A 25,258-nucleotide genomic window follows, 5' to 3' on the forward strand; every position below is an offset into this window, starting at 1 on the left:
TTTTTTTCATAGAGAAGATTTGAATAACTTTAAATCCTAGAGATAATACGCAAAAACGCCATCCCCAAACAGGAATGGCGTTACTTTCTATGCTGCATTTTTTTCGGGCTTTTTCGCTGTTTTTACCAGCAAATAAGCAACCGGTGTATCAATTAATGCGACACACAATTTAAATACGTACTGAGTCAGAATCATACCGAGCAATACATTCGTTGGAACAATTCCCCAGAAAGCAATCGTGATAAATAGCGTGGTATCAACCAGTTGGCTTGTCATCGTAGATACATTATTCCGAAGCCAGAGTTTTTTGTCTCCATGTTTTGCTTTTAAACGATGGAATATCGACACATCTAGATTCTGGCTGGCAATATAAGAGATTAGACTGGCAAGAATTACCCGGAAACTTCCCCCAAGAATCTGTTCAAATTCCTCTTGGGCGCCGAAGACCGGTGCAGCAGGCAACTGGATTGCAATAAAGATAAATATCAAGGCAATAATTTGGGTAACGAATCCTGCCTGGACCGTTTTTCTGGCTGCTTCTTTCCCGTAAATTTCTCCAATCACATCAGTGATCAAGTATGTGACGACATACACCACAACAGCCGCTGGTAAAACAAACTCTCCGATACTGAACAGCTTAACACCCAATATATTGGCGATAAGCAAGAGCCCCACAAACAGAGCATTTAAATAAACAAACATTTTATCCTCTTCCTTTACCTGGAAAAGGGGCAAAGCTAACCCTCGATACAAACTCTAGCGATTATCTATTTTTTCCGGATACATATCGTGGTTCATCATGCGATGATCGGCCATCTGTTCATATTTAGTCCCAGGCTTCCCATAATTACAGTACGGATCGATTGATATGCCGCCTCTTGGAGTGAATTTCCCCCATACTTCGATATAGCGCGGGTCCATTAATTCAATCAGATCATTCATGATGATGTTCATACTGTCCTCATGGAAATCGCCATGATTCCTGAAACTGAACAAATAGAGTTTAAGAGACTTACTCTCCACCATCTTCTCATCAGGAATATAGCTGATATAAACTGTTCCAAAATCTGGCTGTCCGGTCTTTGGACATAGAGTAGTAAACTCTGGGCAATTGAATTTCACAAAATAATCTCTGTTGACGTGTTTATTATCAAACGTCTCAAGAATCTCTGGTGTGTAATCGAAACTATATGTTGTCCCCTGGCTTCCTAGAAGGGTCACATCAGTAAGTTCTTCATCCCGTCTCCCAGCCATACAGCATCCTCCTCTCTTTTTTCATTAGACTCTTTTCTTAAGAATTGTCGCTCTTTAACCTTCGAAGTTGATAATAAACTGCAACGTAATGATAATTTAAAATGTGCTCTAATCGACGCTGCGGAAAAATACTCCCTTTCACCACTCCGGGTACCAAGGCGACATCTACTCAAGCTAGCGCTTTCCTAGTGTCTTCTTAGCCGGGGGCAGCACCTCAGCCTCCTCACTCGTTCCCTCGTTGCGGGGTCTTCGGAAGTTGCTCTTCCCCCAGGAGAGTCGTATTTTTCCGCAGCTTAGAATAGTTTTCAAAATTAAGGGCATACACCTAAATTCGTGTTAATAACGTTATCAAGCGTAGGCAATACACGAAGACTCCTGTGGAACAACGAGCCTAAGAGACCCCACAGTGAGCGGTTTTGGTGAACGAGGAGGCTCGTGGTGAGTCCACGGAAAGCGAAGTGTATTGCCGGAGCGCTTTCTTCCACATCTCAATTTTTATTTACGTCACAATTTACTGCTTTTGTGGCAATAACAACAATCTTTTAGAAAACAGCCTTTCATAAAAAAAGACCACGGCCCTAAGGCACATGGTCTATAATCGCATCATCTGTCCTTAGTTTTTTATAGAGGGTGAAGCTAAGAACCTCTTCCGTTAATTTACGGATATGTTTTTATCCATTTTACCCGGTTAATTATATAGAGGTGACCGTACAATGTCAATGGTTTCATCAACCTTGTTAGACTACCTTCCTTTGTATCCTTTTTTGAAAATTTCCTGGACTCCGTGGACCGTCACATAAGCATCGGGATCGATATCCGTAATAATTTTTCGAAACGGGACAATCTCATATTTGTTTATAACAAGGTAGAGTACTTCCTGCTGTGAATTTGAATAACCGCCGCGTCCTTCAAGTACCGTAATGCCACGTTCCATCTTGCTGGTAACCGCATCAAGTACTTCTTTCGGGTATTTGGAGATAATCATTACCGCTGTCCGTTCATTCGCCCCTTCCACAACCACATCGATAACTTTGGCGCCCACATAAACCGAAATCAGTGTATACATCGCTTTTTCCTGCCCGATGATAAATGACGATACAACGATAACGGCAATGTCGATGACGAGCATTCCTTTTCCAATAGTCCAGCCGAGATATTGATTTCCAAGACGTGCTAGAATTGCCGATCCGCCGGACGTTCCACCAGAGCGAAAAATAAGTCCTAGCCCTAGCCCAACCGCCAGTCCGGCAAACAGAGCTGCCAGCAATGTGTCCCCGTTAATTTCATCTCCCCAGCCAACTGTCACATGCAGGAAAATGGATGTGAAGATTATGGCAATCACTGTATAGATGGTAACCCTTTTATCAAAGAACTTGTACCCAGCTGCGACCAGGGACGTATTGAGTATGAAGTTTACGATTCCAGGCGACCAGTCGAACAAATAATAGGTAACAATGGTTATCCCGATAACCCCGCCCTCAGACAGACGGTTTGGAATAGCAAAGTAATTAACCCCGATCGCGAAAATAAATGAACCAATAATAATCATAAGCATATCTTTTACCGTCTTGTTCATCCGGGCACCCCTTTCACTGCCATATCACTTATTTCTTTAATGATAGCTGATTATACTGGAGATGAACACCAAAATTCCATCTAAAAAAAGAAAAATCCTGCAGTTTTTATAATCTGCAGGCTTCCTACTATATTCACTTATTACTTTTTCTTCAACAGTTCTACAAACCAATCACCGACTTCAGCGGTTGATGCTTTGCCTTTCAAGTCCGGTGTCAGCCTTTCTGTGTCACCAATAATCGATTTTATCGTTTCCAGTACGACTGCACCCCATTTTTCTTCACCAAAAAAGTCAAGCAGCTGGCTGACCGACCAGATAGCGGCCAGTGGATTCGCTACGCCTTTTCCAGCAATATCAGGAGCTGAACCGTGAACTGGCTCAAACATGGATGGGAATTCTTTTTCCGGATTAACGTTAGCACCTGTGGCAAGGCCAAGACCACCGGTAATTCCCGCACCCAGGTCCGTTATGATATCACCGAAAAGATTCGATGTTACCACGACTTCAAACCTCCCCGGGTCGCTCACCATATATAGGCTCGCCGCATCAACCAAATAGGAATACGTCTCGACATCAGGATATTCTTTTCCGACTTCCTCAAATACTTCATCCCAGAAAACCATCGAGTAATTCAACGCATTGCCTTTGCTTATACTTGTCAGTGTTCGTTTTGACCGGCGTGCTTCCTCATATGCATAGCGGATGATGCGCTCCGTTCCTTTCCGGGAAAAAACGCCTGTCTGAAGGACCACTTCCTCAGGCTTTCCTTTGAACAGCCAGTCACCGGCACCTGCATATTCGCCCTCACTGTTCTCACGGATAACAAGAAAATCAATATCTTCCTCCGTCTTTGACTTCAGCGGTGTCAATGATTGATTAAGCAGCTTTACAGGTCGAAGATTGACGTACTGATCAAACTCTTTTCGTATCCGAAGCAATAAATCCCATAGTGAAATGTGATCCGGAACCCCAGGATAGCCGACCGCCCCAAGATAAATCGCATCAAAGGATTTCAACTTTTCAATTCCGTCATCGGCCATCATTTTTCCGTGCTCGAGATAATACTCACATCCCCACGGGAACTCAGTGAAAGAAAAGGAAAGTGAGTCATCCATTGCTTCGATTGCTTGTAAAACCTTTACTCCCTCGGCGACAACTTCCGATCCGATTCCATCGCCTGGGATGAGTGCTATATTAATAGTTTTCATGGTTTCCTCCTTTGTTTATGCTCTCAGTTTACTCTCTTCAACCGTTTCCTTGGCGGCTTCCCTGTTCCCTAAATATCGTATCAGGATGAATTGAGTGATAATCCCTATGATCAAAAGTACAATGCTGCTACCAATCAGTGAATATGTTAAGTAAAGAACACCTGCAATTCCAGCAGGGACAAGCGCATAGGGAATTTGAGTATTAACATGGGCTATATGATCAGATTCAGCGAATATGGATGCCATTACAGTTGTATCAGAAATAGGCGAAACATGATCGCCAAAAATTGCGCCGGCAAAGATAGCTCCAATGATAATTGGAATCAGCTCTTCCCCTCCGAATGAATAAGCCATCGGAATGGCAATCGGAGTCAAAATTGACATAGTGCCCCACGAGGTTCCGGTTGCAAAAGAAATAAACATTCCAATTGCGAATATAAGGAATGGCAATAGGGCTGCGGTCATCCACCCTTCAGTCATACTAACTACAAATTCTGCAGTTCCCAACTCCGATGTGACTGTACCGATGGACCAGGCCAGGATTATGATAACTAAAGCAGGAAGCATTGTCCGAATCCCACCCAGTATTGTTTCCTCGCATTGTTTAAATCCCATCCCTAGTGTAAGAGCTATTATTAAACCAATTAAAGTCATGGCAAAAGCTCCCCAAGTAAGGGCTACCGACACATCCGTATCAGCCAGTGCATCCATAATAGGTTTCCCGGTTGCACCGCCACCCGAATACCATAGCCCCCAAATGCTAACAGAAATCAGGGCAGCAAGCGGGAGAATAAAACTCCAAATACTCCCTTCACGCTTATGTGGTTCGCCTAAATCCTGATCAACCGAGGATAAGGGAGTTGATCCATCAGGAATTAATTTTCCCGTTTCATGCGCTCGTTTTTCCGCTTTCGCCATGGGACCGAAGTCTTTTCCTGCAATTATCATTGGAACAGCAAACAAACAAAGAATAGCATAAAAATTCCAAGGAATAGACTGCAAGAATGCAAAATAAGGTTCTATTCCAATAATGCCAACACTAGCAAATGCTGCTGCTACTAATGACACCTGAAATCCTATCCAATCAGAGACAGGTCCAATAGTTGCTATTGGAGCCGCGGTTGAATCAAGGATATAGGATAGCTTTTCTCTCGAAACTTTATGTTTAGCAGTAATATCCTTTGTTGCGTTACCTACTATTACAGAGTTCACATAGTCATTGAAGAAGATGATAAGTCCTAAGAAGTAGGATAAGAACTGAACTCTTTTTTTAGAGGTAAGCTTTTTCTCCAGGGCTCTGATAAGACCGGCAGAACCCCCTGTTTTAAACATAAAGGCGGCGCCTACCCCTAACAAAGCTGTCATAACGAGAAATCGGGCATTCCAGGGATCTATCATTACATCTTTAACCCATGTGAAGGTAGTCCCTACGGCTGCAAACGGGTTACCTCCAATAGCAATTAACCCACCTACCCAGACACTAATAAACAGAGACAATAAAACACGTTTTGTTATGATTGCCAGCACTACAGCTACAATTGGTGGAATGATTGATAAGAAATCCATCTAGGTTCCTCCCCATTTGTTCTTTTTAATGGTATATCCTTCGTACCCTACCCATCAGGCTGGCAAGGACTTCATCAACAATGCTGTCCATCCATCCGGCTACTTCACGGGCGGTAATTGCATCATCACCCTGCCTGCCGATTATTACTACCTCGTCTCCTTCTCTGACATCCGGAATATCTGTTACATCTATAATCGTCTGATCAAGGGAAATGGTTCCAGCTATCTTGGCTCGCTTCCCGTTGACGAGCATTTCTCCTTTATTTGATAAAGAACGCTGGTAACCGTCCCCATGCCCGATTGGTACAACAGCTAATCTCTGATTACGGTCGGTGACATAATTACCTCCGTAACCAACCGGTGTGTTTGGCGGAAATTCCCGGACACTCAGCAGTCTGGATTTCAGGCGAAGGACTGGTTTCAGGGTGACTAATTCTTTTTGCCGGGCTTCTGGCTGATAGCCAAACAATGCCGCACCGGGACGAATCATATCAAGATGCATATCGTTCCGTTCGATAGCGATTGTCGATGCCCCGGCATGTCTGATTGGAAATTCGAATCCATCACGCTTCAGGTCCATGACGGTTTTTAAAAATAGATCGAATTGCCTTTCCGTGGTTTCCCAGTTCCCTTCATCAGCACTTGAAAAATGCGTATAGATACCTTCCCATTCCAGCCCAGACAACCCATATGTGTCCCGGCAGAATGAAATGGATTCTGCCGGCGTGATTCCAAAACGGTGAAGTCCCGTATCAATTTTCAGGTGTACCGGTATTTTTTTACCAAGTGTTAAAGCTTCTTTGCTAAGCGATTCAGCAAGCTTGCTAGTGGAGACAGAGGCTGTTAAGTCATGTTTCACCACGTCTGCCGCCTGCTCCGAAAATACGGCACTGAGAAGATGAATCGGGACCTCAACCCCGTTTTCACGCAGACTGATGCCCTCTTCGACCGAGGTAACACCGAGGCGGTCTGCACCAGCCTTAATCGCTTCCTTGCCGATTGGAACGGCGCCGTGTCCATAAGCATCCGTCTTAATCACCGCCATCAGGAGTGAGTTTGAAGCAAGCTGGCTGAAATTCTCTACATTATATCTGAAGGCTTCCAAATCAATCTCCGCAACCGTCGGGCTGAATGAAGAAGTCATTACACCGCACCTCCCATTTAAGATTTTTTAACTGTTTCATCCATGTAGAGGGCGCGGAATTCCCGGATAAGCTGCTTAACTACCGGACCAGGCTTACCTGTTCCAATTTTTTTACCATCAACTTCAAGGATCGGTACAATATCCAGTTTGGTCGCTGTAATAAAAACTTCATCTGCCTTTAGCAAATCATCCACCGTATACGTTTCTTCATTAACTTTAAGATTTAATGAGTCACATAACTGGAGAACCTTCCTGCGAGTGATTCCGTTTAAAATAAAATTGTCGGCAGGATGGGTGTATAGCTCACCATCTTTTACAATGAAGACATTAGAAGCACTTGCTTCAGTAACTGTTTCACCACGATGAAGAATAGCTTCAATCGCATTATTTTCGACTGCTTTCTGCTTGGCCATAACATTCGGCAACAGGTTCAGTGTTTTAATATCACAGCGCAGCCAGCGGATATCCTCAGCAAGAACAGCCGTAGCACCTTCATCCTCGACAGCAGTTTCCCGCTCCTCAGCCCGTGTATAGGCAATCGTGACCGGCAGAACGTCTTTTGCCGGATATTCATGCCATCTTGGTGCCGCTCCCCTGGATATCTGCATATATATAATTCCTTCATTCAACCCATTCTCAGCAACCAGTTCTTCCAGCTTGGTTTTTAGCTCATTGGCCGGGCTTGGTAAGTTTAGCTGTACCTCCCGCGCACTTCGCTCAAGCCGCACCAAATGCTCATCAAGCATTAGCGGTTTCCCGTCATACACCCCGATAACCTCATAGATTCCATCACCGAACTGGTAGCCCCGGTCCTCGATGTTAATCAGATTTTCCCGCTCGACAATCTGGTCATTGTATAACATTTTATTCATTCAAAAAACCTCCCTATCTATTCACTTGAGCGTTACAGATTAATAGTTACCAGCTATTTCAAGAATAGTGGCTAAATCAACGCTGCATCCGCTGACTACGACTGCAACGTGCTCGCCTAAGTCTGCTTTTCTATTTAAAATAGCGCCAATACCCGACGCTGCAGCCCCTTCGATGACCATACGGTGGTTTTCTAGCATGAACGCCATCCCCTTGGCGAATTCATCCTCATTCAGCAAAATAATTTCATCAACAAATTGCTGGACCATATTAAATGTATAGCGGTTGTCCAGACCAATCCCGCCTAGCAGGCTGTCTGCGAGTGTATCCTGCTCTTGAACGATGACCGGTTTCCCTGCCCGGATGCTTTCATACATAGTCGGCCCCTGTGCTGTTGATACGCCAAGTACTTTGATAGAAGGATCGGTTAACTTTAATGCGGACCCGATTCCGGAATGTAACCCGCCCCCGGAAAGCCCTCCAATTACGGTATCTATTTCAGGAATGTCTTCCAGCAGCTCAAGACCAATCGTGCCTTGGCCGGCTATGATATGCTGATCATCAAAAGGGTGTACCACCGTTAATCCATGTTCCTGTTGAAGCTGGTAACTTCTCCGTTCCGCATCATCCTGTGATCCCCCGTAAATATCAATCTCAGCGCCGGACTCTTTCAGCGCATTCACTTTCACTTCGGGTACCCGGTTAGAAATACATATGACTGCCCTGATTCCGAGCGTTTTTGCAATATGCGCTACCGCCATCCCAAAGTTACCGGTCGAAAAGGTCGTAACCCCAATTTTTTGTTCCTCTGGCGTCAGACTCAGTATTTTATTCGCAGCCCCTCTTATTTTAAAAGAACCGCTCACATTCAGATTTTCAAGTTTAAGGTGGACAGACGTCTCAGCGAACTCCGATAATTTTGGAGAGTATATCAACGGGGTCTTCTCAACAATCGGTGAAATTCGCTTCCGTGCCATCCAAATATCCCGAAGAGTAATAGGTTTCGGTTCCAATCACATCCCTCCTCCCGGTCAAATCACCCAAACTACTTAACTTCCGAACCCAAAAAGCGCCGGACTGTCTCGGCAATAATACTTACACCAACTGGCAGGATCCGCTCATCAATATCAAAATTCGGTGTGTGGAGATCCCTGCTCACACCATCCCCGACCGCACATCCCAAAAAGAACATAGCACCCGGTACAGCACTCGTCATATGAGCGAAGTCTTCCCCACCAAGGCCAAAAGGGGTATCAAGTAATTCATATTCGGGATAGAGATTATTGATGACCGTCCTGATTACCTGGTTCACTCCCGGGTCATTGTACAAAGCAGGGTCCTCCGTCTTTATCTCAAGGCCATACTTCCCATCAAAAACTTCTACAAGTGAGAAAGCCCGGTCAAGCTCTCTATGCACAAGTTTGCGGACATCCGGTGTATAACTGCGGATAGTTCCCTTGACGACTGCCTCGGATGGGATAACATTGCCGGCCGACCCGCTCACAATACTTCCGACACTCACAACTGCTGCATCCAGCGGTGAAACACGCCGGGCAACGATCCCGTGCAATGCCTGGAGTACTGGTCCGAGCATCCAGACTGGATCAGTACCCAAATGCGGGTATGCGCCATGCCCGCCGGTCCCTAAAATTTTCGCCTCGAACACATCAACGTTAGCCATACTGTAACCGTCATGGACCTGAACTTCACCAAGCGTATTTTCCGGGCTCATATGAAGCGCTATTATACAGTCCACGTCATCAAGCACACCGCCCTTCACCATATACGGAGCACCTGTCGACCCATGCTCATCCGCTCGTTCTTCCGCTGGCTGGAATAGAAACTTAACGGTACCTGACACTTCACCAAGCGAAAAAAATTCTCCAAGCAGGATCGCCACGCCAAGGCCAATTGCTGTATGGGCATCATGACCACATGCGTGCATGATCCCTTCGTGACGAGAACGGTATTCCACATTATTTTCCTCTCGGATCGGTAATGCATCCATGTCAGCCCGGACCGCGACTACAGGTCCTTCCCCAGCGGAAAGTGTGCCAACCACCGCAGTTGGGTAGCCAGCCCCCTCTTCCACCTTCATACCTGGGATTTCACGGAGTACCCCAGCAACAAAACGGGCAGTCTTGACCTCTTGAAAACTAAGTTCCGGATTCATGTGAAGGTGTCGGCGCCATCGTATTAGCCGTTCATGCAATTTCATTGATTTCTTTTTAATTTTCTCCCCAACATCCACTCGGCAACACCTCACCCTCTATGGGAAATAGTTAGAAGACTTGGCAGAGCAATAGCCTTGGTTGCCCTTATGCAATTAGAAAACTTGGCTTATCGCCAAGCTTTAATGGCGAAAGCCTTAGTTGCACTTATGCAGTAAGAAAGTATTTATACTTTCTTACTTGCCAAAGAAAAGAGGGAGTTCTCAAATTCACTCCCCCGTTAGTCCACACACGCAATTGCTGTAATCTCCACATCGGTCTCCATCAGCTGACTGCCCACTGTAATCCGCGCGGGCTTTACTTCCACATCGGCAAAATAGCCGGCATAAACCTCATTGAACGCTTTCACATTCGCTTCGGTTAAATCATTCAAATGACACGTTACATAGACGAGATCTGATAATCCTGCTCCTTTTTCGGCAAGGATGTTTTTTATGTTATCAAGACTTGCTGCCGCCTGCGCACCAATCGATTCACCCGCTGTACTGCCATCGGGATGAACACCATCCTGCCCGGATACGAAAATAAACCCACCTGCTTTTACCCCCTGTGAATAAGGTCCGGTTGGCTTCGGAGCATTAAGCGTCTCAATCAACTGCTTCATACCTGATCCCTCCTAATCCATTCCAATGGCAACATATTGGGATTCAACGAACGCATCGATACCTTCATGACCGCCTTCCCGGCCAACTCCGCTCTCCTTCATACCACCGAATGGTACTTGTGCCGCGGATGGTGCACCATCATTCCAGCCGACAATCCCAAAGTTAAGTTGTTCAATCAGCTTGGTACCGCGCGCCACATTCTCAGTGAATACGTATGCGGCCAAGCCGTAAGTGGTATCGTTGGCCAGCTTAACAGCTTCTTCATCAGATGCGATTTTTTGTACGGGTGCCACCGGACCGAACGTTTCCTCCTGCATAATAACCATTGACCGATCAACATCTTTGATGACAGTAGGCTGGAAAAAGACCCCTCCACTATCCGTTAGCTCCTTACCACCGGTCACTACAGATGCACCTTTATTAACCGCATCCTCGACATGGCGGTTCACTTTATCAAGGCCTGCCTGATTGATGAGCGGTCCAATATCACATGACTCATCAGTGCCATTTCCAACCTTCAACTGCTCTGCTGCCTCCGCAAATTTTTCAACGAATTCATCATACACGCCAGCCTGCACATAAATCCGGTTCGCACAGATGCACGTTTGACCAGAATTTCGGAATTTCGATGCCATAACACCTTTCACCGCAAGATCGACATTTGCGTCATCCAGTACAATCAATGGTGCATGGCCGCCAAGCTCGAGGGATAACCGTTTTACTTGGTCAGCGCTTTGGCGGATTAGGATTTTCCCAACTTCCGTAGAACCAGTAAAGGTGATTTTGCGTACCCGATCATCCACCATGATGGCTTTAGCAATTTTGGAAGAGGATCCGGTTACCAGGTTAACAACACCCTTTGGAAATCCTGCTTCCTCACACAATTCCATTAACTTAACTGCTGTCAGCGGACTCTCACCTGATGGCTTCATCAACACGGAGCATCCTGCTGCAAGCGCCGGTCCTATTTTACGGGTCAACATCGCTGCAGGGAAGTTCCACGGAGTGATTGCCGCCACAACACCGACTGGTTTTTTCCAGACCTGAAGCCGTTTACCCGACACGTGCGTTGGGATGGTCTCCCCATAAATACGCTTGCCCTCTTCCGCGAACCACTCGATAAAGGATGCCGCATATTTCACCTCACCACGTGATTCTTTTATTGGCTTCCCCATCTCCAGAGTCATAATCTGCGCGAGTTCTTCTTCGTGATCAAGCATTAGCTGATGGAGCTTTTTCAGATAACCTGCACGCTCATACGCAGTCAACCTGGACCACGGACCAAACGCTTCATGGGCCGCATCGATCGCGCGGTTGGCCTCTTCTTCGCCTCCGTTAGGTACCGTTCCAACCGTTTCTCCATTTGCCGGATTAACTACATTAAGTGAATCCAGTTCATCGCCAACCCACTCACCGTTTATACTCATTAAATATTGTTGTGTTTTTACTTCACTCATAACTGTGCTTCTCCTCCCTTTAGAAAAATTGCCATTTGCCAACCCTTGGTTACAAATGCCATAGCTGGCCATATGCAGGTAGGAGAATTTTAATCTTTCCTACCTGCCAATGAAAAATCCCTTCTACCCCTTTGCACCTACAAGCACTGATTCGATTGCCTCCTCTAGTATTTCGAGGCCTTCATCCAACTGTTCATCCGTGATCACCAGCGGCATCAGGAGACGGACCACATTGTCATGAACACCAGCTTTTAGTACAATCAGCCCCCGTTCATGTGCTTCTTTTAATACCTGTGAAGTCAGTTCTTTGGCAGGCTCTTTTGTATCCCGGTCTTTTACAAGTTCAAGTGCGCACATCGCGCCAAGTCCCCGGTAATCACCAATTACATCGTAACGGTCATAAAGTTCTTCAAATTTTTCCATAACCCGTTTGCCAAGGGCTTCCGCGCGTGCATTCAGATTTTCTTTTTCCATTACGTCAAGCACTGCAATTCCTGCTCGGCATCCAAGCGGGCTTCCGCAATACGTTCCGCCAAGCTCCCCGGGGCTAGCGCTATCCATGATTTCCTCCCGGCCGATCACACCGCTGATTGGCATTCCAGCGGCCATTGATTTGGAAATAACCGTAAGATCCGGCTCGACTCCATAGTGTTCCATCGCGAAATACTTACCGGTACGGCCGAATCCGGTTTGGATTTCATCCGCAATAAACAGGATTCCATGCTGATGGCAAATTTCTCGAATTCCCTGGACGAATTTTTTATCAGGTATAATAAAGCCGCTTTCCCCTTGAACCGGTTCCATGATGAACGCCGAAACAAGACTCGGATCCACTTCGCTGATAAAGAAGTTCTCAACCTGGCTCAGCAGGTAGTCACTGTATTCCTCTTCGGTCATACTTTCCGGCCTACGATAATGATACGGGAACGGCGCGTGATATACCTCAGGAGCAAACGGTCCATACTCATATTTGAATGGACGAACTTTTCCGGTCAGCGACATGGTCATCAATGTCCTGCCATGGAAACCACCCGAGAATGAGACAACCGCCTGGCGCTTCGTATATTTACGGGCGATTTTCACCGCGTTTTCCACTGCTTCCGCCCCACTGTTCAGGAACATAACTTTCTTGTTGGATGGACCTGGTGCGAGCGAAGCAATCTTTTCCGCGAGTTCAATATACGGGTCATACATCATCACGTTGAACCCAGTATGAATATATTTGTCCACCTGATCATGTAAAGCGCTTACAACTTGGTCATGACTATGGCCCACGTTAATACATCCGATTGCCCCGGCAAAATCAATAAACTGGTTCCCGTCAACATCCGTTAACAGCGCTCCCTTTGCTTTTTCAACAAAGGTCGGTGCCCCGTACCCTATACCATTTGGCACCACATTATGCCTGCGTTCAAGCAATTCCTTGGCTTTTGGTCCAGGCAGCGCGGTCTGAACATGAGCAAATTTTTTTCCCATTATTATGCCTCCTCAACTTTAGTATTCTGACTAACACCCAGAAGTTTCTCCTCCACGTATTCGATGTGATCTTTCACCTGCCTGTTAACATGCATAACATTTCGTGACTTTAGCGCCTCAAGCAGGTCCGCGTGTTCCTGATAGAACGACTCAACGCTTGAATAATATTTATCAAGATGCATCAGAAAAGTTCTGATTTGCACCTGGAGGGAATCATAAATTTTAATAATTCGCGAATTTCCGCATAGGCCAACAACATAACTGTGAAACTTCATATCGAGATCAAACAACCCGTTCCAATCCTTATCGGCTACCCGCTTTTTCATTTCAGCAAGTATGGAGTCGAGTTTTTCAATATGTTCTTTTTCTAGACGGGAGACCGCCTTAGTAAATGCCTGTGCCTCAATAAGTGTCCGCAGCTCAATAATTTCATTTACATCCTGCTCGGTAAAATTCGCCACGTATGTTCCTTTTCTGGCCTTGCTGACAACCAGCTCTTCTATTTCAAGGATTTTCAGTGCTTCACGAATTGTACTGCGGCTGACATCGTACGTCTCCGCCAATTCTGTCTCAAGTAATCGCTCGCCGAACTGCATTTCCTCATTCCAAATTCTTTTCTTCAACTGGTCTGCAATCAGTTCACTCAGTGGTTTCTGCAGGATTGTATCATCCTCTTCCATTGCAGCCACACTCCCTTACTTATTGTTTAATGTCGATTGTCGACAATTAGTACTTAGCTAAAGCATAGGGGATAATTTTACGATTGTCAACCACTTTTTAGATAATTTAAAATAATTTAGCGACCTTTCAAATACCGTACACCTATTCCCCTTTAATCAATTAACTGATAAACTGAAATACAAGAGCTAAGATGAGCGTTAAGAACGGCACGTCCTGTACCAACAAGGAACTAACCCTTCCCGTGTGTGGTAGGATATCCTACTAGTTAAAGGTGATTAAATGAGCAATCTGATAAGAATATCCGTGCGTAACCTGGTGGAATACGTTTTTCGAAGTGGCAGTATCGAGTCTGGTTTCCGGACGGCAACATCGATGACCGATGGTACTAAAGCCCACCAGAAGATCCAGAAAACATATAACGAAGATGACCAGAAAGAAGTCTATGTGAAGACGGAAATCCCGGTGGAAGGAATAACGATTCAGGTTGACGGGCGGGCTGATGGGGTTCTTTTTCCTGACGATTCCAATGTGATTATTGATGAAATAAAATCGACCGTCCATTCACTTAACGATATTCTGGAGGACACCCACCCGGTACACTGGGCCCAGGCAATTTTTTATGCATACATTTATGCGAAAGATCATGAACTGGATAAAATGACTGTCCAGCTTACATATGTACAGATTAAAACCGAACAACAGAAAAAGTTCCAGCGCACGATGAGTTTCGATGAGCTTGGAAAGTTCGTTAACGATGTGGCCAAACAGTATGCAGAATATGCGACGGCATTAATAAATCATCAGGAAAACCGGGATAAAAGCTGTAAAGAGCTTGCATTTCCGTTTAAGACATACCGGGACGGTCAGCGCAAACTTGCTGGATCGGTGTACAAAACCATCCTGGATAAAAAAGTACTGTTTGCCAAGGCATCAACTGGTATCGGGAAAACGATGTCGACCATTTTCCCTTCGATTAAGGCGATTGGTGAAGGTCACCTGAAACGTATATTTTACTTAACTGCCAAAACGATAACACGGACAGCTGCGGAGGAGGCATTCCGCCAGCTGATTTACGATGGTCTTGACATGAAAGTTGTTACCCTAACCGCTAAGGATAAAATCTGCTTTAAGGATGAGCAGCTTTGCACGGAGGAACACTGCCCATTTAAAGAGGGATATTACGACCGGATTAATGGTGCGATTCTGGATATTTATAAGAATGAATCGATGATTAGCCGGCCGGTGGTCGAGGAATATGCCCTAAAGCATTATGTTTGTCCGTTTGAATTCTCGCTGGACATTGCCTATGCGTCTGACGCGGTAATCTGTGACTACAATTATGTGTTTGACCCCCGGGTTTCGCTGAAGCGGTTACTCGACGAACACAAGAAACAGTCGGTTCTTCTGATTGACGAGTCACATAACCTGGTTGACCGCGCGCGGGAAATGTATTCTGCAACACTGAACAAATCAGATTTTCTTGAGGTTCAGAAGAAATATAAAGATAAAAACAGAGCGATTTATGAATCGGCCAAAAAAATCAATGTTCGTCTTGCGGAAAAACGGAAACAAGACCTGATTGAACAAGAGCTTGACGAAGACCTCGCCGTAATGGTCGAAAAGTTTGCTGAAGAAGCAGAAGTCGAGCTCACCCAAAACGTTGATTCCGATGAACTGCTGTTAGAGGCCTATTTTGCGGCCACTGCCTACGCCAAAATAAGCCGCCTTTATGATGAACGATTTGTTTCCTATGTGGAATTAGAAGAACGGGAAGTCCGAATCAAACTGTTTTGCTTGGACCCGTCATACCTCCTGCAGCAGGCAGGTAAAGGATTCCGGTCGAAGGTATTCTTTTCCGCTACACTGACTCCAGCAAATTATTACAAGAACCTGCTCGGTGGGACCAAAGAGGATTATGTGCTGAACATCCCTTCCCCGTTCGCCAGAGAAAATGCGGAAATACTGATTCAGCCATTATCGACCAGATACCGAGACCGTGAACAGACACTTGAGCCAATGGTTCGATTTATGATTAACACGCTTGAAAAAAATCAAGGTAATTTCCTGATTTTTTTTCCGTCGTACAGCTACATGAATACCGTCTACGAGAAATTCAAACAGGAAGCACCTGAGGTTAAAACGATCGTGCAGGATACTGGAATGACGGAAGGCCTTCGTGAGGAATTTCTTGGCGCTTTTAAGCCTGACAACACGGAGCGACTTGTGGGTTTCGCTGTTCTCGGCGGAATTTTTTCCGAGGGAGTTGATTTGAAAGGTGACCGACTGCGCGGTGTGATGATTGTCGGTGTTGGTCTGCCGCAAATCGGCTTTGAACGTGACATTATCAAAGATTACTTTACCCGAATAGGCCAGAATGGTTTCGACTATGCCTATGTCTATCCTGGAATGAATAAAGTTCTCCAAGCTGGCGGAAGGCTTATTCGCTCCGAAACCGATCAGGGAACAATCGTACTGATTGATGACCGTTTTCTACAGCCAAAATATCAGGCATTGCTGCCGGAAGAATGGCAGGAATTCAGGATAGAAAAATAGAACACACAAAAAGCTGCATCCAAATTGAATGAATGCAGCTTTTTGTGTGTAGTTTTATTATGCGGATTATTTAACCTTAACAATCACCGCTGTTAATGGATCAATGGTGATTCCGCTGTCGGTCAGCGTATAGCCAGATGGTTCGGTAACTTCAGAAACCCCTGCTTCATCATTGTCCACAATAACTTTTCCATGCGTTAGATTGTCCTCAAGTGTCAGTGTCCGCTTGTTATCATCAGCATTAATAAACACATAGTAGGCTTCTTCTTCCTCAGGTGCCTCAGCCCGGTAACCAATGATCAGGTCCTGCTCGCCGATTTCCGGTGCATTAACCTTTGATACGTAGGTATTTACTTTTCCCCGTGTGCCGAGCGTAAATGCGTCGGTTGAGCGGCGTAGTTCAATGAGTCCCTGTGTATATTTACGTGTCTGTGTTTGAATTGGATACTTCTTTTCATTCGTTATTTTTTCCCATTCAATCATATTGACTGCATCCGATGAATCATACGAGTCATGGGTGAAATAAGGGTATGCGAACGGGGTTCCATCAGCTGTAGTCATATATGTCGATTTCTCAGGCGGATTATTAACAGGTCCCTTATAATCCTCATGTTTGAACTGCTTGGTCCGGCCATATTCCTGCCCGGCGTGAAGGAAAGCAGTGCCTTGTGAAGTCAGTACCATCGTATTTCCTATCCTAATTCGTTTATGAATTTCTTTTTCATGGTATTTCGGATCTTTTTTAATCGACTGGGCGATGACATCGTGCAATGTCAGGTTATCATGTGCTGCGATATAAGTCACAACGTCTCCAGGGTCATCCGCTTTAAAATTATGCGGGTTCGCGGTGACGTTGTCGAAGATCTGTTGGATATTTCGTGCACCGCCGGTTAAAAACCTCGGCTGTCCTTCAGAACCAAACCCAGATTTCAGTTCATTTCTGAATTCGTCCGAGAATACTGCGACACCATTCGTATGCTGCATCCAATCCTGGTCTGCAGGCATGACATCGCCACCATTCTCATCTCCTGCATACGTACGCCAGCCTTCTCCAATCATCAAGATGTTCGGATTCAATTCTTTTGCCTTGTCATACGCCATTTGAATACTAGCAGCGTCATGGTCACCCATCATGTCAAAACGGAAACCATCCACCTTGAATTCATCCACCCAATAGGTTATGGAATCTACAAGCAATTTCTTCGTCATGGCGTGCGTTGTGCCTAGACGACCACCGCCAAAGCTGACACGTGGAGTCAGATCCGCGTCCATAAAATGATAGTAATTCGGTTCCAGATTTTCAAAGATTTCCACTCGTGCTGTATGGTTATAAACCACGTCAAGAATGACACCCATCCCGCGTTTATGAATCTCCTTAATCAGAAACTTGAACTCTTTAATCCGTTGGGCAGCGTCATCAGGATTTTCCGAATACATCCCGGTTAAAGAAAAATAACTTTGCGGATCATAGCCCCAGTTGTAGTTGTTGTCACTTGATGAATAGTCAAGCAGTCGCTCATGGTCGGATTCATTTACATTAAAGTAGTTCATCACCGGAAGCAGTTGGATGTGCGTGACCCCAAGCTCCTCTAGATAATCAAGTTTCTCAATGAATGCTGAAAAAGTTCCAAACTCGGAATGCAGCTCGTCATCTATGCTTGGATCAGATGTAAAATCACGGACATGCGCTTCATAGATAATAGCATCCTCCCGCTCTTTAAAGCCCTTAATGTCAGCATGCCGAAGTGTGGGACCGATTTTTCCGGGATTGACTATTGCAGCCTTTCCGACTGGAATGTCGTCGGTATCTTCCACATTCCACGTCGCCATCGATTTGGCATATGGATCAAGCGCCAGAACGGTCTCTCCATCCCGTTCAATTTTGTAATGATAGTAATAGCCGGTCAGATTAGGAATCCCGGTATTTTTCTGGTCGAGTGTGACCTGCCATACACCCCGATCACCTTTTACCATCGTAATGTCATCAGAGACGACTTCATACTGGACTTTTTTATCATAAAGAACAACAGAAACCTGATCTGCACTTGGCGACCATACTTTCAGGGTTGCCGATTTATTTTTGTTCAGGGTAGCACCTAGGTCATCCCCTTCATAGCTGTATAATTCGTCAGTCAGCTTCCAGCTTTTATTAACTTCCTCAGACTGATTCATAAATGTTACTAAATATGGTGCTTTTTCGATGTCAAAAGTCCCTTCAACAATGACTGTTTTTCCATCACCGTCTTTCGTAACGTTTTCTGCCTTAACGGCATTACCACTATTGTCTTTTATAACCATTCCTTCAGCAAGTTGCTGTTCGGTAAAGTCCGCGGTAGATGAAAAAGTCAATTCCATTCGGTCAAGGGCAACCAGCTCGCCATATTCGAGCCCCTCCTTGTGAACATAATAAGGGTTTGTATAGACTGTTTCATCACCTTCAAGAAGGAATAGTTGTTTATGCTCACCAAGCTCCGAAAATGACATGTCCCCTGTCTGGCTTCCACCGTTTTTACGTTCCACCAGCAGAAACCCAATCTTCTCGGCATTCTCGGTTAGATTGATGTCAACATAGGCCCCATATTCTCCGACCTGCCCATCTGAAAAGGCATGAGCTCCCCATGGCCAGTTCTGGCTTGGTGCGACAACATCGCCCCACGTCCAAAGGCCCCACGGTTCATAGGTATTATCTGTACGCTTGTAATGAATTCGTATTTCATTAGGGCCAAGGCCAGCAGGTTCATACAAGGAAACTTCACCATTCTCCGTCAACCAGATTTCATTCATATCTGGTGACAGAATATCAACCGAAATATCGGATGTCAGGTTGTCTCCGTTTGCATTATTTACGAGCATTCCAACAGTCTCGGCATCGTCAGCCAGCTCTATATCTACATATGCGCCGTAATCGGTCATCTGGCTTTCGGTAAAGTCTGTAGCTCCGTCTGGCCAACCTCCTGTCTGCTCAGAAGGCGTTTCGACATCGCCCCATACCCATAATCCGAGTCCAGAAAAATTATTGTCCGACTGCTCATAATGAACCCGCAACGTATTCTCAGGAATCGCTGGAGGCTGTTCAGACACCTCTCCCTCACCAGTAATCGTTCCATTTGTGGTGGTAAGCAGTACACTTCCACCTTCACCCATTGCAGGTATTGTAATAGTCACTGTTTGATTATTATCAGCTGAATATGTTTTCCCACTATAATGATCAACAACAGTGGTTTCAGTAGAGTCTACGGCAAGTGTCACTTCCTTTTTCTCACTGGAAACATTGAGACCGACATATACAGAGTCACCATTATGCGAGCGTTCAAATAAAAGGTACCCTTCAGCATTTGATCCGGCAAGCTCATTCCTTGTCCCCTGAGCCAAGATTTCTGAAAATTGTTCTCTGAAATCAAGGGTTTTCTGGTAATGTTCAAGCACTGGATTGTTTTCAGTCAGGCTCCAGTCCATGTCATAACGGTTATCATAAAACGGATAATTATTTTTCCCGGTTAACCCCAACTCCTCTCCGTAATAGATGACTGGCTGTCCTTTTGCGGTCATTTGCAACGATGCCGCTACCATTAGCTTCCCTTCATCGCCACCAGCCGAGTAAAGAAACCCATCCTCATCATGGCTGCTTAAAAATTGGCCCATTGTTGCAGTGTTTGATAAACTTCCATTTCTGTTTTCAAGACGACTATTTGCACTTTCCAGATCACCACTCACAAAATCCCTGGCAATTTGTTTAAATTCGAAATCAAGCAGGGAATCCATCTCGCCCGATTCCAGCATCCCATAACCCTCATGTTGTGTAGCTCCCCAAGCTTCCCCAATCATCTTAAATTCAGGATCCACGGCTGTAACTGAATTTTTAAACGCTTTTAATGTGGTATCTTCCACATGCTTTACCGTATCCACTCGGAAATACGAAATGGCATTTCCTTTATCAGTCCGTGACTTTTCAATCCAACTTGATTGCCAGTCAATGATTTGCTGACGGACAGCAGGGTCTTCCGTTATAAAGTCCGGCAAGCCTGCCAGTTCACCTGTAACCTCATCAGTGCCGACATCAGTTCCCTGACGAACAAGATTACTGTAAAAAGCCCTTTCCTCATCAGTTGGATATCCGGCCGGTTGTTCCGTCTCAGGTAAGTCGTCAACTTCCTTCAATCCATATCCGGCATGGTTTAGCACGACATCGACCATGATTTTGATGCCTCTGGCAGCTGCTTCATCAATCAATCGGTGCAGGTCTTCAATACTGCCAAAATGCGGGTTTAGTTTTTCAAAGTTGCTGCCCCAGTAACCATGGTAACCATAATATGGCTCTTCCGGATTAGCTTCAGACGCATTATAGCGCACATCGTATTTGATGTTTTCAACAATTGGACTAATCCAGATGGTATTGATACCCAGTTCATCCAGATAATCAAGCTTTTTCGTTATTCCTTGTAAATCGCCACCCTGATAAGTTCCCCGGTGACTTGTATCGTAATTTAACCCGTACGGATCATTATTTGATGAATTCCCGTCAAAAAAACGGTCAGTCAACAGAAAATAAATAACTGCCTCATCCCAGTTAAAATCACCTTCACCAACTACCTGACGGGTTTTCACTTCAACGGTTGCAGTTCCTTTATGTTCAGTCCCGAATTCATCCACGACCGTAATCGGAATTTCTTTAATTCCCGCTGGTACATCGTGCTTGACTGAAAGGGTAACCTTTTTCAGCTTCGGGTCAACCTCTAATTGTTCAGGTCCACCAAGTGCTGAGGTATCTGCATAAATTTTACGTATCTCAGCATCGGTCGCATTACCGATATCGAGTGAAAGCACGGCATTCTGGTTATAGTCTATTGCTGATGGGGTCACGTTCCCTGATACATTTATGTCAACCTTCAGATTTTCAATGACGGATGGCGAATGGTAAGGATCATCTACCTGTTCAGTTGTTCCATCTTTTGTGACATTAAACGAATACTCGTACGTTCCATACGGAAAATTCTGATACGTATACTCAAACCGCTCATTTAAACTGTCATATGTCATTTCATAGCTGTTACCGGCTACTGACAGTTCGACCTTGTCGAGTGTCCCCATCCGATTGTTTTGATACAAAAGGGAGTCCCGATAATAAAAGGTAGCATCCCCATCTTTAATCTGTGGCGCAGGAATTTCAGGTACCGTATGGAAGTCGACTTCCCCCTGACGCACATGCACCTTGGTAATTGGTTCCTGGTGATTCACCTGGATAAATCGGTCGATCTTCTGTCCGGCAGGCTCCCGGTCCTCCCAGTTGTTTTTCCTAATAATAAAACCTATCTCCTCGGTTGTCGGAGAAACTTCGATATACGCGGTGGCCAGGCCATTCTCAAATTCTGTGAATGCAATACTTCCATCTGTGACCCCCGTATTCCATACCCAAACATCCCATCCCGTATAATTGCCATCATCCCGTTCATATGTAAGCCGGATAGTTCGGTTGTCAGTGGTTTCTTCCGCATTCACTGGCTTAACAGGAATAAATGGCAGGGTAATACTTAACATCAAAATGAAAACTAATAACAGAGATGTCCCCTTGCGTAATGCCATGTTTTTCCCTCTCCTTTCCAATGTGTTTATTTTGTGAAACCGTTTGCACAAAAAGATAAAAAAATAGTTTTAAAGATTAGTAGTGATATGTGCAAACGCTTTCCTATTATACTACACGAAATTCCAGTTTCTTCAACACAATTTTTCCATTTATAGGTTGGGAAAGTTACTGAACAAAATTTTAAAAGGAATGTGCACTTTTTTGTAGAATATAATGAAGTAAGGAGTAGGTGGCCAGGCTATTAACTATTAAACTTATCCCTATTAATATTAATGATCTCAAATCATATGCAAGGAGGATTCAACAAAATGAAAAAGAAAATCATTGCCTATAATCGGGTTGAAAAACCTGTTCTGGAAAAACTCGAGCAACAGTATGATGTGCATTTTTTCAAGGATGTTGATACCAAAAAAGACCCTGAATTCCTCAAGCAATTACATGATACAGAAGGAATTATCGGCCTTGAGCTGCCGGTTGACGGCCAACTGCTTGAGCATGCTCCCAACCTGAAGATAGTCAGTAACGTTTCAGTCGGCTATAACAACCTAGATGTCGATGGACTTACAGAGCGCAATATCATGGCAACTAACACGCCAGGCGTGCTTACCGATACTGTGGCTGATACCGTGTTCGGCCTGCTTATTTCGGCAGCACGACGAATCCCCGAGCTGGACCGGTATGTAAAGAACGGCAAGTGGAAGGTGGAGGCAATCGAACCGGAATACTTTGGCACCGATGTTCACCACAAAAAACTTGGAATTATCGGAATGGGCAGGATTGGCCAGGCAATCGCCAAACGAGCACATTTCGGATTTGACATGGAAATTTTATATCATAGCAGGAGTCGAAAGCCTGTCGTCGAAGAAACGTTCAATGCGGAATATCTAGGTCTCGATGAATTACTGAAAGTTTCCGATTATATTTGTTTGATTACACCGTTAACACCTGAGACAACCGGATTGATTGGCAAACAGGAATTTCAGCTGATGAAAAACAGTGCGATTTTCATAAATGGATCACGTGGTAAAACCGTTGTTGAGCACGAATTGATTGCTGCACTTCAAAACGGTGAAATTGCAGCTGCTGGATTGGACGTTTATGAGCAGGAGCCTGTGCAGGCGGATAACCCGCTCCTGAAACTGGATAACGTGGTAACTACTCCACACATCGGCTCTTCCACGCATGAAACGGAATTGAAAATGTCTGAGCTGGCAGCAACCAACCTGGAGGCAGGGCTCTCCGGCAAAAAGCCGCCGAACCTGATTAATCCCGCAGTGTGGGAGAAAAAATGAAGAGAGGCTGTCATGGTGGCAGCTTCTCTTTTTGTGTGAAAGATTTTAGCGCGGGGATAGTTTATGAGCGCTAATCGCCCATTTTTAAGCGGGTTTTATAGCTTTATAAGCGCAAATTCCAGATGATTGAGCGGATTTTTCACAACTTTATGAGCGATATTACAAATATAGCTGCCTTCAAGATTGTACAAGCGCTAATCCGCCCAACGCCCTTATCAAATGCAGACACAAATAAGAGCAGCCTCCACATGAAAGCTACTCTTCAATCACACTCACATTATGCCAACCGAATATTCGGTTTTACCATCAGTTCACGCGGGAAGTCTGCTAATACCTCACATCCGTTCTCCGTTACACGGAAGGACTCGCTAATTTCTACTCCCATGTTATCCGTCCAGATACCTGGGATCAGATGAAATGTCATATTCGGTTCCAATACAGTCCGGTCACCTGGTCTGAGGCTTGCCGTATGCTCCCCCCAGTCAGGTGGATAGTTGAGTCCCATCGAATAACCCATTCGTGATTCTTTTTTAATACCGCTTCTCTCAATAACCTTACGCCAGACCATCTCCAGTTCTTCGCAAGTGATTCCTGGCTTCACAGCATCAAGGGCGGTATTGATTCCCTCGATAACAACATCTGATACAGTCTGCATTTTTTCACTTGGCATGCCTATGACCACTGTCCGGGCAAGCGGTGAATGATATCTCCGGTAACATCCCGCTAGTTCAATTATTACCGGATCCCCATGTTTAAAACGGTCATCGGTCCATGTCAGGTGACAGGCGGACGTTTTTTCTCCTGTTGGAAGCAACGGTACAATCGCAGGATAGTCTCCCCCGAAATCCTCTGTTCCGGTAATCTGTGCGTACGATATCGCTGCAACTACATCACATTCACGCACGCCCTGATTAATTGTATCATACGCTACTTGCATAGCCTTTTCGGAAATTTGTGCCGCCTGTTTGATATATTTTATTTCCTGCTGTGACTTTATAATTCGCACCCAGTTGACCAGATTCGTTCCATCTTTAAACGTTGCGTTCGGAAGCCCCTGGGTCAACCGCATATATGACTTTGCAGTAAAATAATAAGCGTCCAGTTCCACGGCGATTGCTTGCTTATCGCGTTTTTTCTCCCTAAGCAAATCACATACAAAGTCCATTGGATGGCGCTCCGTTGACTGAACATAATGATCTGCGTAAGGAATGATGTTATCTATATCCAGCCATGTAGTATGGTAGGCTGCACTTGCATCCTGTCCACGGCCAACCCATATCGGCTGGTCCTCATCAATCATTACAATTAACATTTGGTGGACATAAAATGACCATGCATCATATCCGGTCAGATAATTCATATTGGCCGGATCCGTCACCAAAAGAATATCCACTCCAGCATCCGTCATACGCTCCTTCGTTCTGGTCAGCCTAGCTTTAAATTCCTCGACAGAAAAAGTTAACACAAACCATCCCTTCCCTTCTTGCATAAAATTGAAAAAGTAATTTTGATAGCGCTTACATAAAACCGAAAAAACTTTACAGCATTCAACTAAGAATGATGGAAGGAAGTATTTCTAGAATTCTGGTGTGATCAGCTGCTTTCCAACTACATCTTGTTTTGCCGATTGTCGACAATGTATTACTAATAGTATAGTTTAATGGTTTTTAAAATGTCAATCATTATTAAAATAATTTGAATGTTTTATGAAATAATTATTAAAACCACAATAATTCAAGAATTTTATAATTTATATGATAAAAT

At 44.8% G+C, this 25,258-nt stretch carries 17 protein-coding genes and 1 riboswitch; of the genes, 2 read left to right on the forward strand and 15 right to left on the reverse strand.

The window, feature by feature from the left end; genetic code table 11:
- Positions 1-87 precede the first annotated feature (87 nt).
- The 13 genes from ACFO3D_RS05520 to ACFO3D_RS05580 all read right to left on the reverse strand — a co-directional run bounded on the left by ACFO3D_RS05520 (position 88) and on the right by ACFO3D_RS05580 (position 14,067).
- Positions 88-702, reverse strand: a complete 615-nt coding sequence (locus ACFO3D_RS05520) for a queuosine precursor transporter (RefSeq protein WP_390293652.1) — start codon at positions 700-702, stop codon at positions 88-90.
- 54 nt (positions 703-756) lie between these two features.
- Entirely contained in the window at positions 757-1,254 is a 498-nt protein-coding gene (gene queF, locus ACFO3D_RS05525) for a preQ(1) synthase (RefSeq protein WP_390293653.1), read from the reverse strand.
- A gap of 607 nt (positions 1,255-1,861) precedes the next feature.
- A riboswitch (PreQ1 riboswitch) is annotated at positions 1,862-1,907 on the reverse strand.
- A gap of 89 nt (positions 1,908-1,996) precedes the next feature.
- On the reverse strand, positions 1,997-2,830 hold the full coding sequence (locus ACFO3D_RS05530; protein ID WP_390293654.1) for a YitT family protein: 834 nt from the start codon (positions 2,828-2,830) through the stop codon (positions 1,997-1,999).
- Positions 2,831-2,970: 140 nt separating this feature from the next.
- Positions 2,971-4,038, reverse strand: coding sequence for a tartrate dehydrogenase (locus tag ACFO3D_RS05535; protein ID WP_390293655.1), 1,068 nt, complete (start codon positions 4,036-4,038; stop codon positions 2,971-2,973).
- 15 nt (positions 4,039-4,053) lie between these two features.
- Positions 4,054-5,604: a Na+/H+ antiporter NhaC family protein gene (locus ACFO3D_RS05540; RefSeq protein WP_390293656.1), complete on the reverse strand. Its 1,551-nt coding sequence runs from the start codon at positions 5,602-5,604 to the stop codon at positions 4,054-4,056.
- 25 nt (positions 5,605-5,629) lie between these two features.
- Positions 5,630-6,748, reverse strand: coding sequence for an alanine racemase (alr, locus tag ACFO3D_RS05545; protein ID WP_390293657.1), 1,119 nt, complete (start codon positions 6,746-6,748; stop codon positions 5,630-5,632).
- 17 nt (positions 6,749-6,765) lie between these two features.
- Positions 6,766-7,620, reverse strand: a complete 855-nt coding sequence (gene dat / locus ACFO3D_RS05550) for a D-amino-acid transaminase (RefSeq protein ID WP_390293658.1) — start codon at positions 7,618-7,620, stop codon at positions 6,766-6,768.
- Positions 7,621-7,659: 39 nt separating this feature from the next.
- A complete protein-coding gene (locus tag ACFO3D_RS05555) occupies positions 7,660-8,631 on the reverse strand; it encodes a pyridoxal-phosphate dependent enzyme (protein WP_390293659.1) in 972 nt (323 codons plus the stop codon).
- Between the two features lie 32 nt (positions 8,632-8,663).
- The gene (locus ACFO3D_RS05560; protein WP_390293660.1) at positions 8,664-9,869 is read right to left on the reverse strand and encodes a M20 metallopeptidase family protein; all 1,206 of its coding nucleotides are present in this window, start codon (positions 9,867-9,869) and stop codon (positions 8,664-8,666) included.
- 200 nt (positions 9,870-10,069) lie between these two features.
- The gene (locus tag ACFO3D_RS05565; RefSeq protein ID WP_390293661.1) at positions 10,070-10,453 is read right to left on the reverse strand and encodes a RidA family protein; all 384 of its coding nucleotides are present in this window, start codon (positions 10,451-10,453) and stop codon (positions 10,070-10,072) included.
- A gap of 12 nt (positions 10,454-10,465) precedes the next feature.
- The gene (locus ACFO3D_RS05570) at positions 10,466-11,911 is read right to left on the reverse strand and encodes an NAD-dependent succinate-semialdehyde dehydrogenase (protein WP_390293662.1); all 1,446 of its coding nucleotides are present in this window, start codon (positions 11,909-11,911) and stop codon (positions 10,466-10,468) included.
- 123 nt (positions 11,912-12,034) lie between these two features.
- The gene (gene gabT / locus ACFO3D_RS05575) at positions 12,035-13,390 is read right to left on the reverse strand and encodes a 4-aminobutyrate--2-oxoglutarate transaminase (RefSeq protein WP_390295459.1); all 1,356 of its coding nucleotides are present in this window, start codon (positions 13,388-13,390) and stop codon (positions 12,035-12,037) included.
- Positions 13,390-14,067: a GntR family transcriptional regulator gene (locus ACFO3D_RS05580; protein WP_390293663.1), complete on the reverse strand. Its 678-nt coding sequence runs from the start codon at positions 14,065-14,067 to the stop codon at positions 13,390-13,392. The genes gabT and ACFO3D_RS05580 overlap by 1 nt, the downstream gene beginning before the upstream one ends.
- Positions 14,068-14,347: 280 nt before the next feature.
- Here ACFO3D_RS05580 and ACFO3D_RS05585 point away from each other — a divergent pair, with 280 nt between their 5' ends.
- Positions 14,348-16,621 (forward strand): ATP-dependent DNA helicase, encoded by a 2,274-nt coding sequence (locus ACFO3D_RS05585; protein WP_390293664.1) that lies wholly within the window; start codon positions 14,348-14,350, stop codon positions 16,619-16,621.
- 66 nt (positions 16,622-16,687) lie between these two features.
- On the opposite strand, the gene ACFO3D_RS05590 is transcribed toward ACFO3D_RS05585, so the two are convergent.
- Positions 16,688-22,201 carry a pullulanase gene (locus ACFO3D_RS05590; RefSeq protein WP_390293665.1) on the reverse strand — a complete coding sequence of 1,838 codons (5,514 nt, stop codon included), beginning with the start codon at positions 22,199-22,201 and terminating at the stop codon, positions 16,688-16,690.
- A 309-nt stretch (positions 22,202-22,510) separates the two neighbouring features.
- Here ACFO3D_RS05590 and ACFO3D_RS05595 point away from each other — a divergent pair, with 309 nt between their 5' ends.
- Positions 22,511-23,494: a 2-hydroxyacid dehydrogenase gene (locus ACFO3D_RS05595; RefSeq protein ID WP_390293666.1), complete on the forward strand. Its 984-nt coding sequence runs from the start codon at positions 22,511-22,513 to the stop codon at positions 23,492-23,494.
- Between the two features lie 277 nt (positions 23,495-23,771).
- On the opposite strand, the gene ACFO3D_RS05600 is transcribed toward ACFO3D_RS05595, so the two are convergent.
- On the reverse strand, positions 23,772-24,959 hold the full coding sequence (locus tag ACFO3D_RS05600) for a M24 family metallopeptidase (protein ID WP_390293667.1): 1,188 nt from the start codon (positions 24,957-24,959) through the stop codon (positions 23,772-23,774).
- Positions 24,960-25,258 lie beyond the last annotated feature (299 nt).

Origin of the sequence: Virgibacillus kekensis (assembly GCF_042654125.1) — a bacterium.
Lineage (GTDB): Bacteria > Bacillota > Bacilli > Bacillales > Amphibacillaceae > Lentibacillus > Lentibacillus kekensis.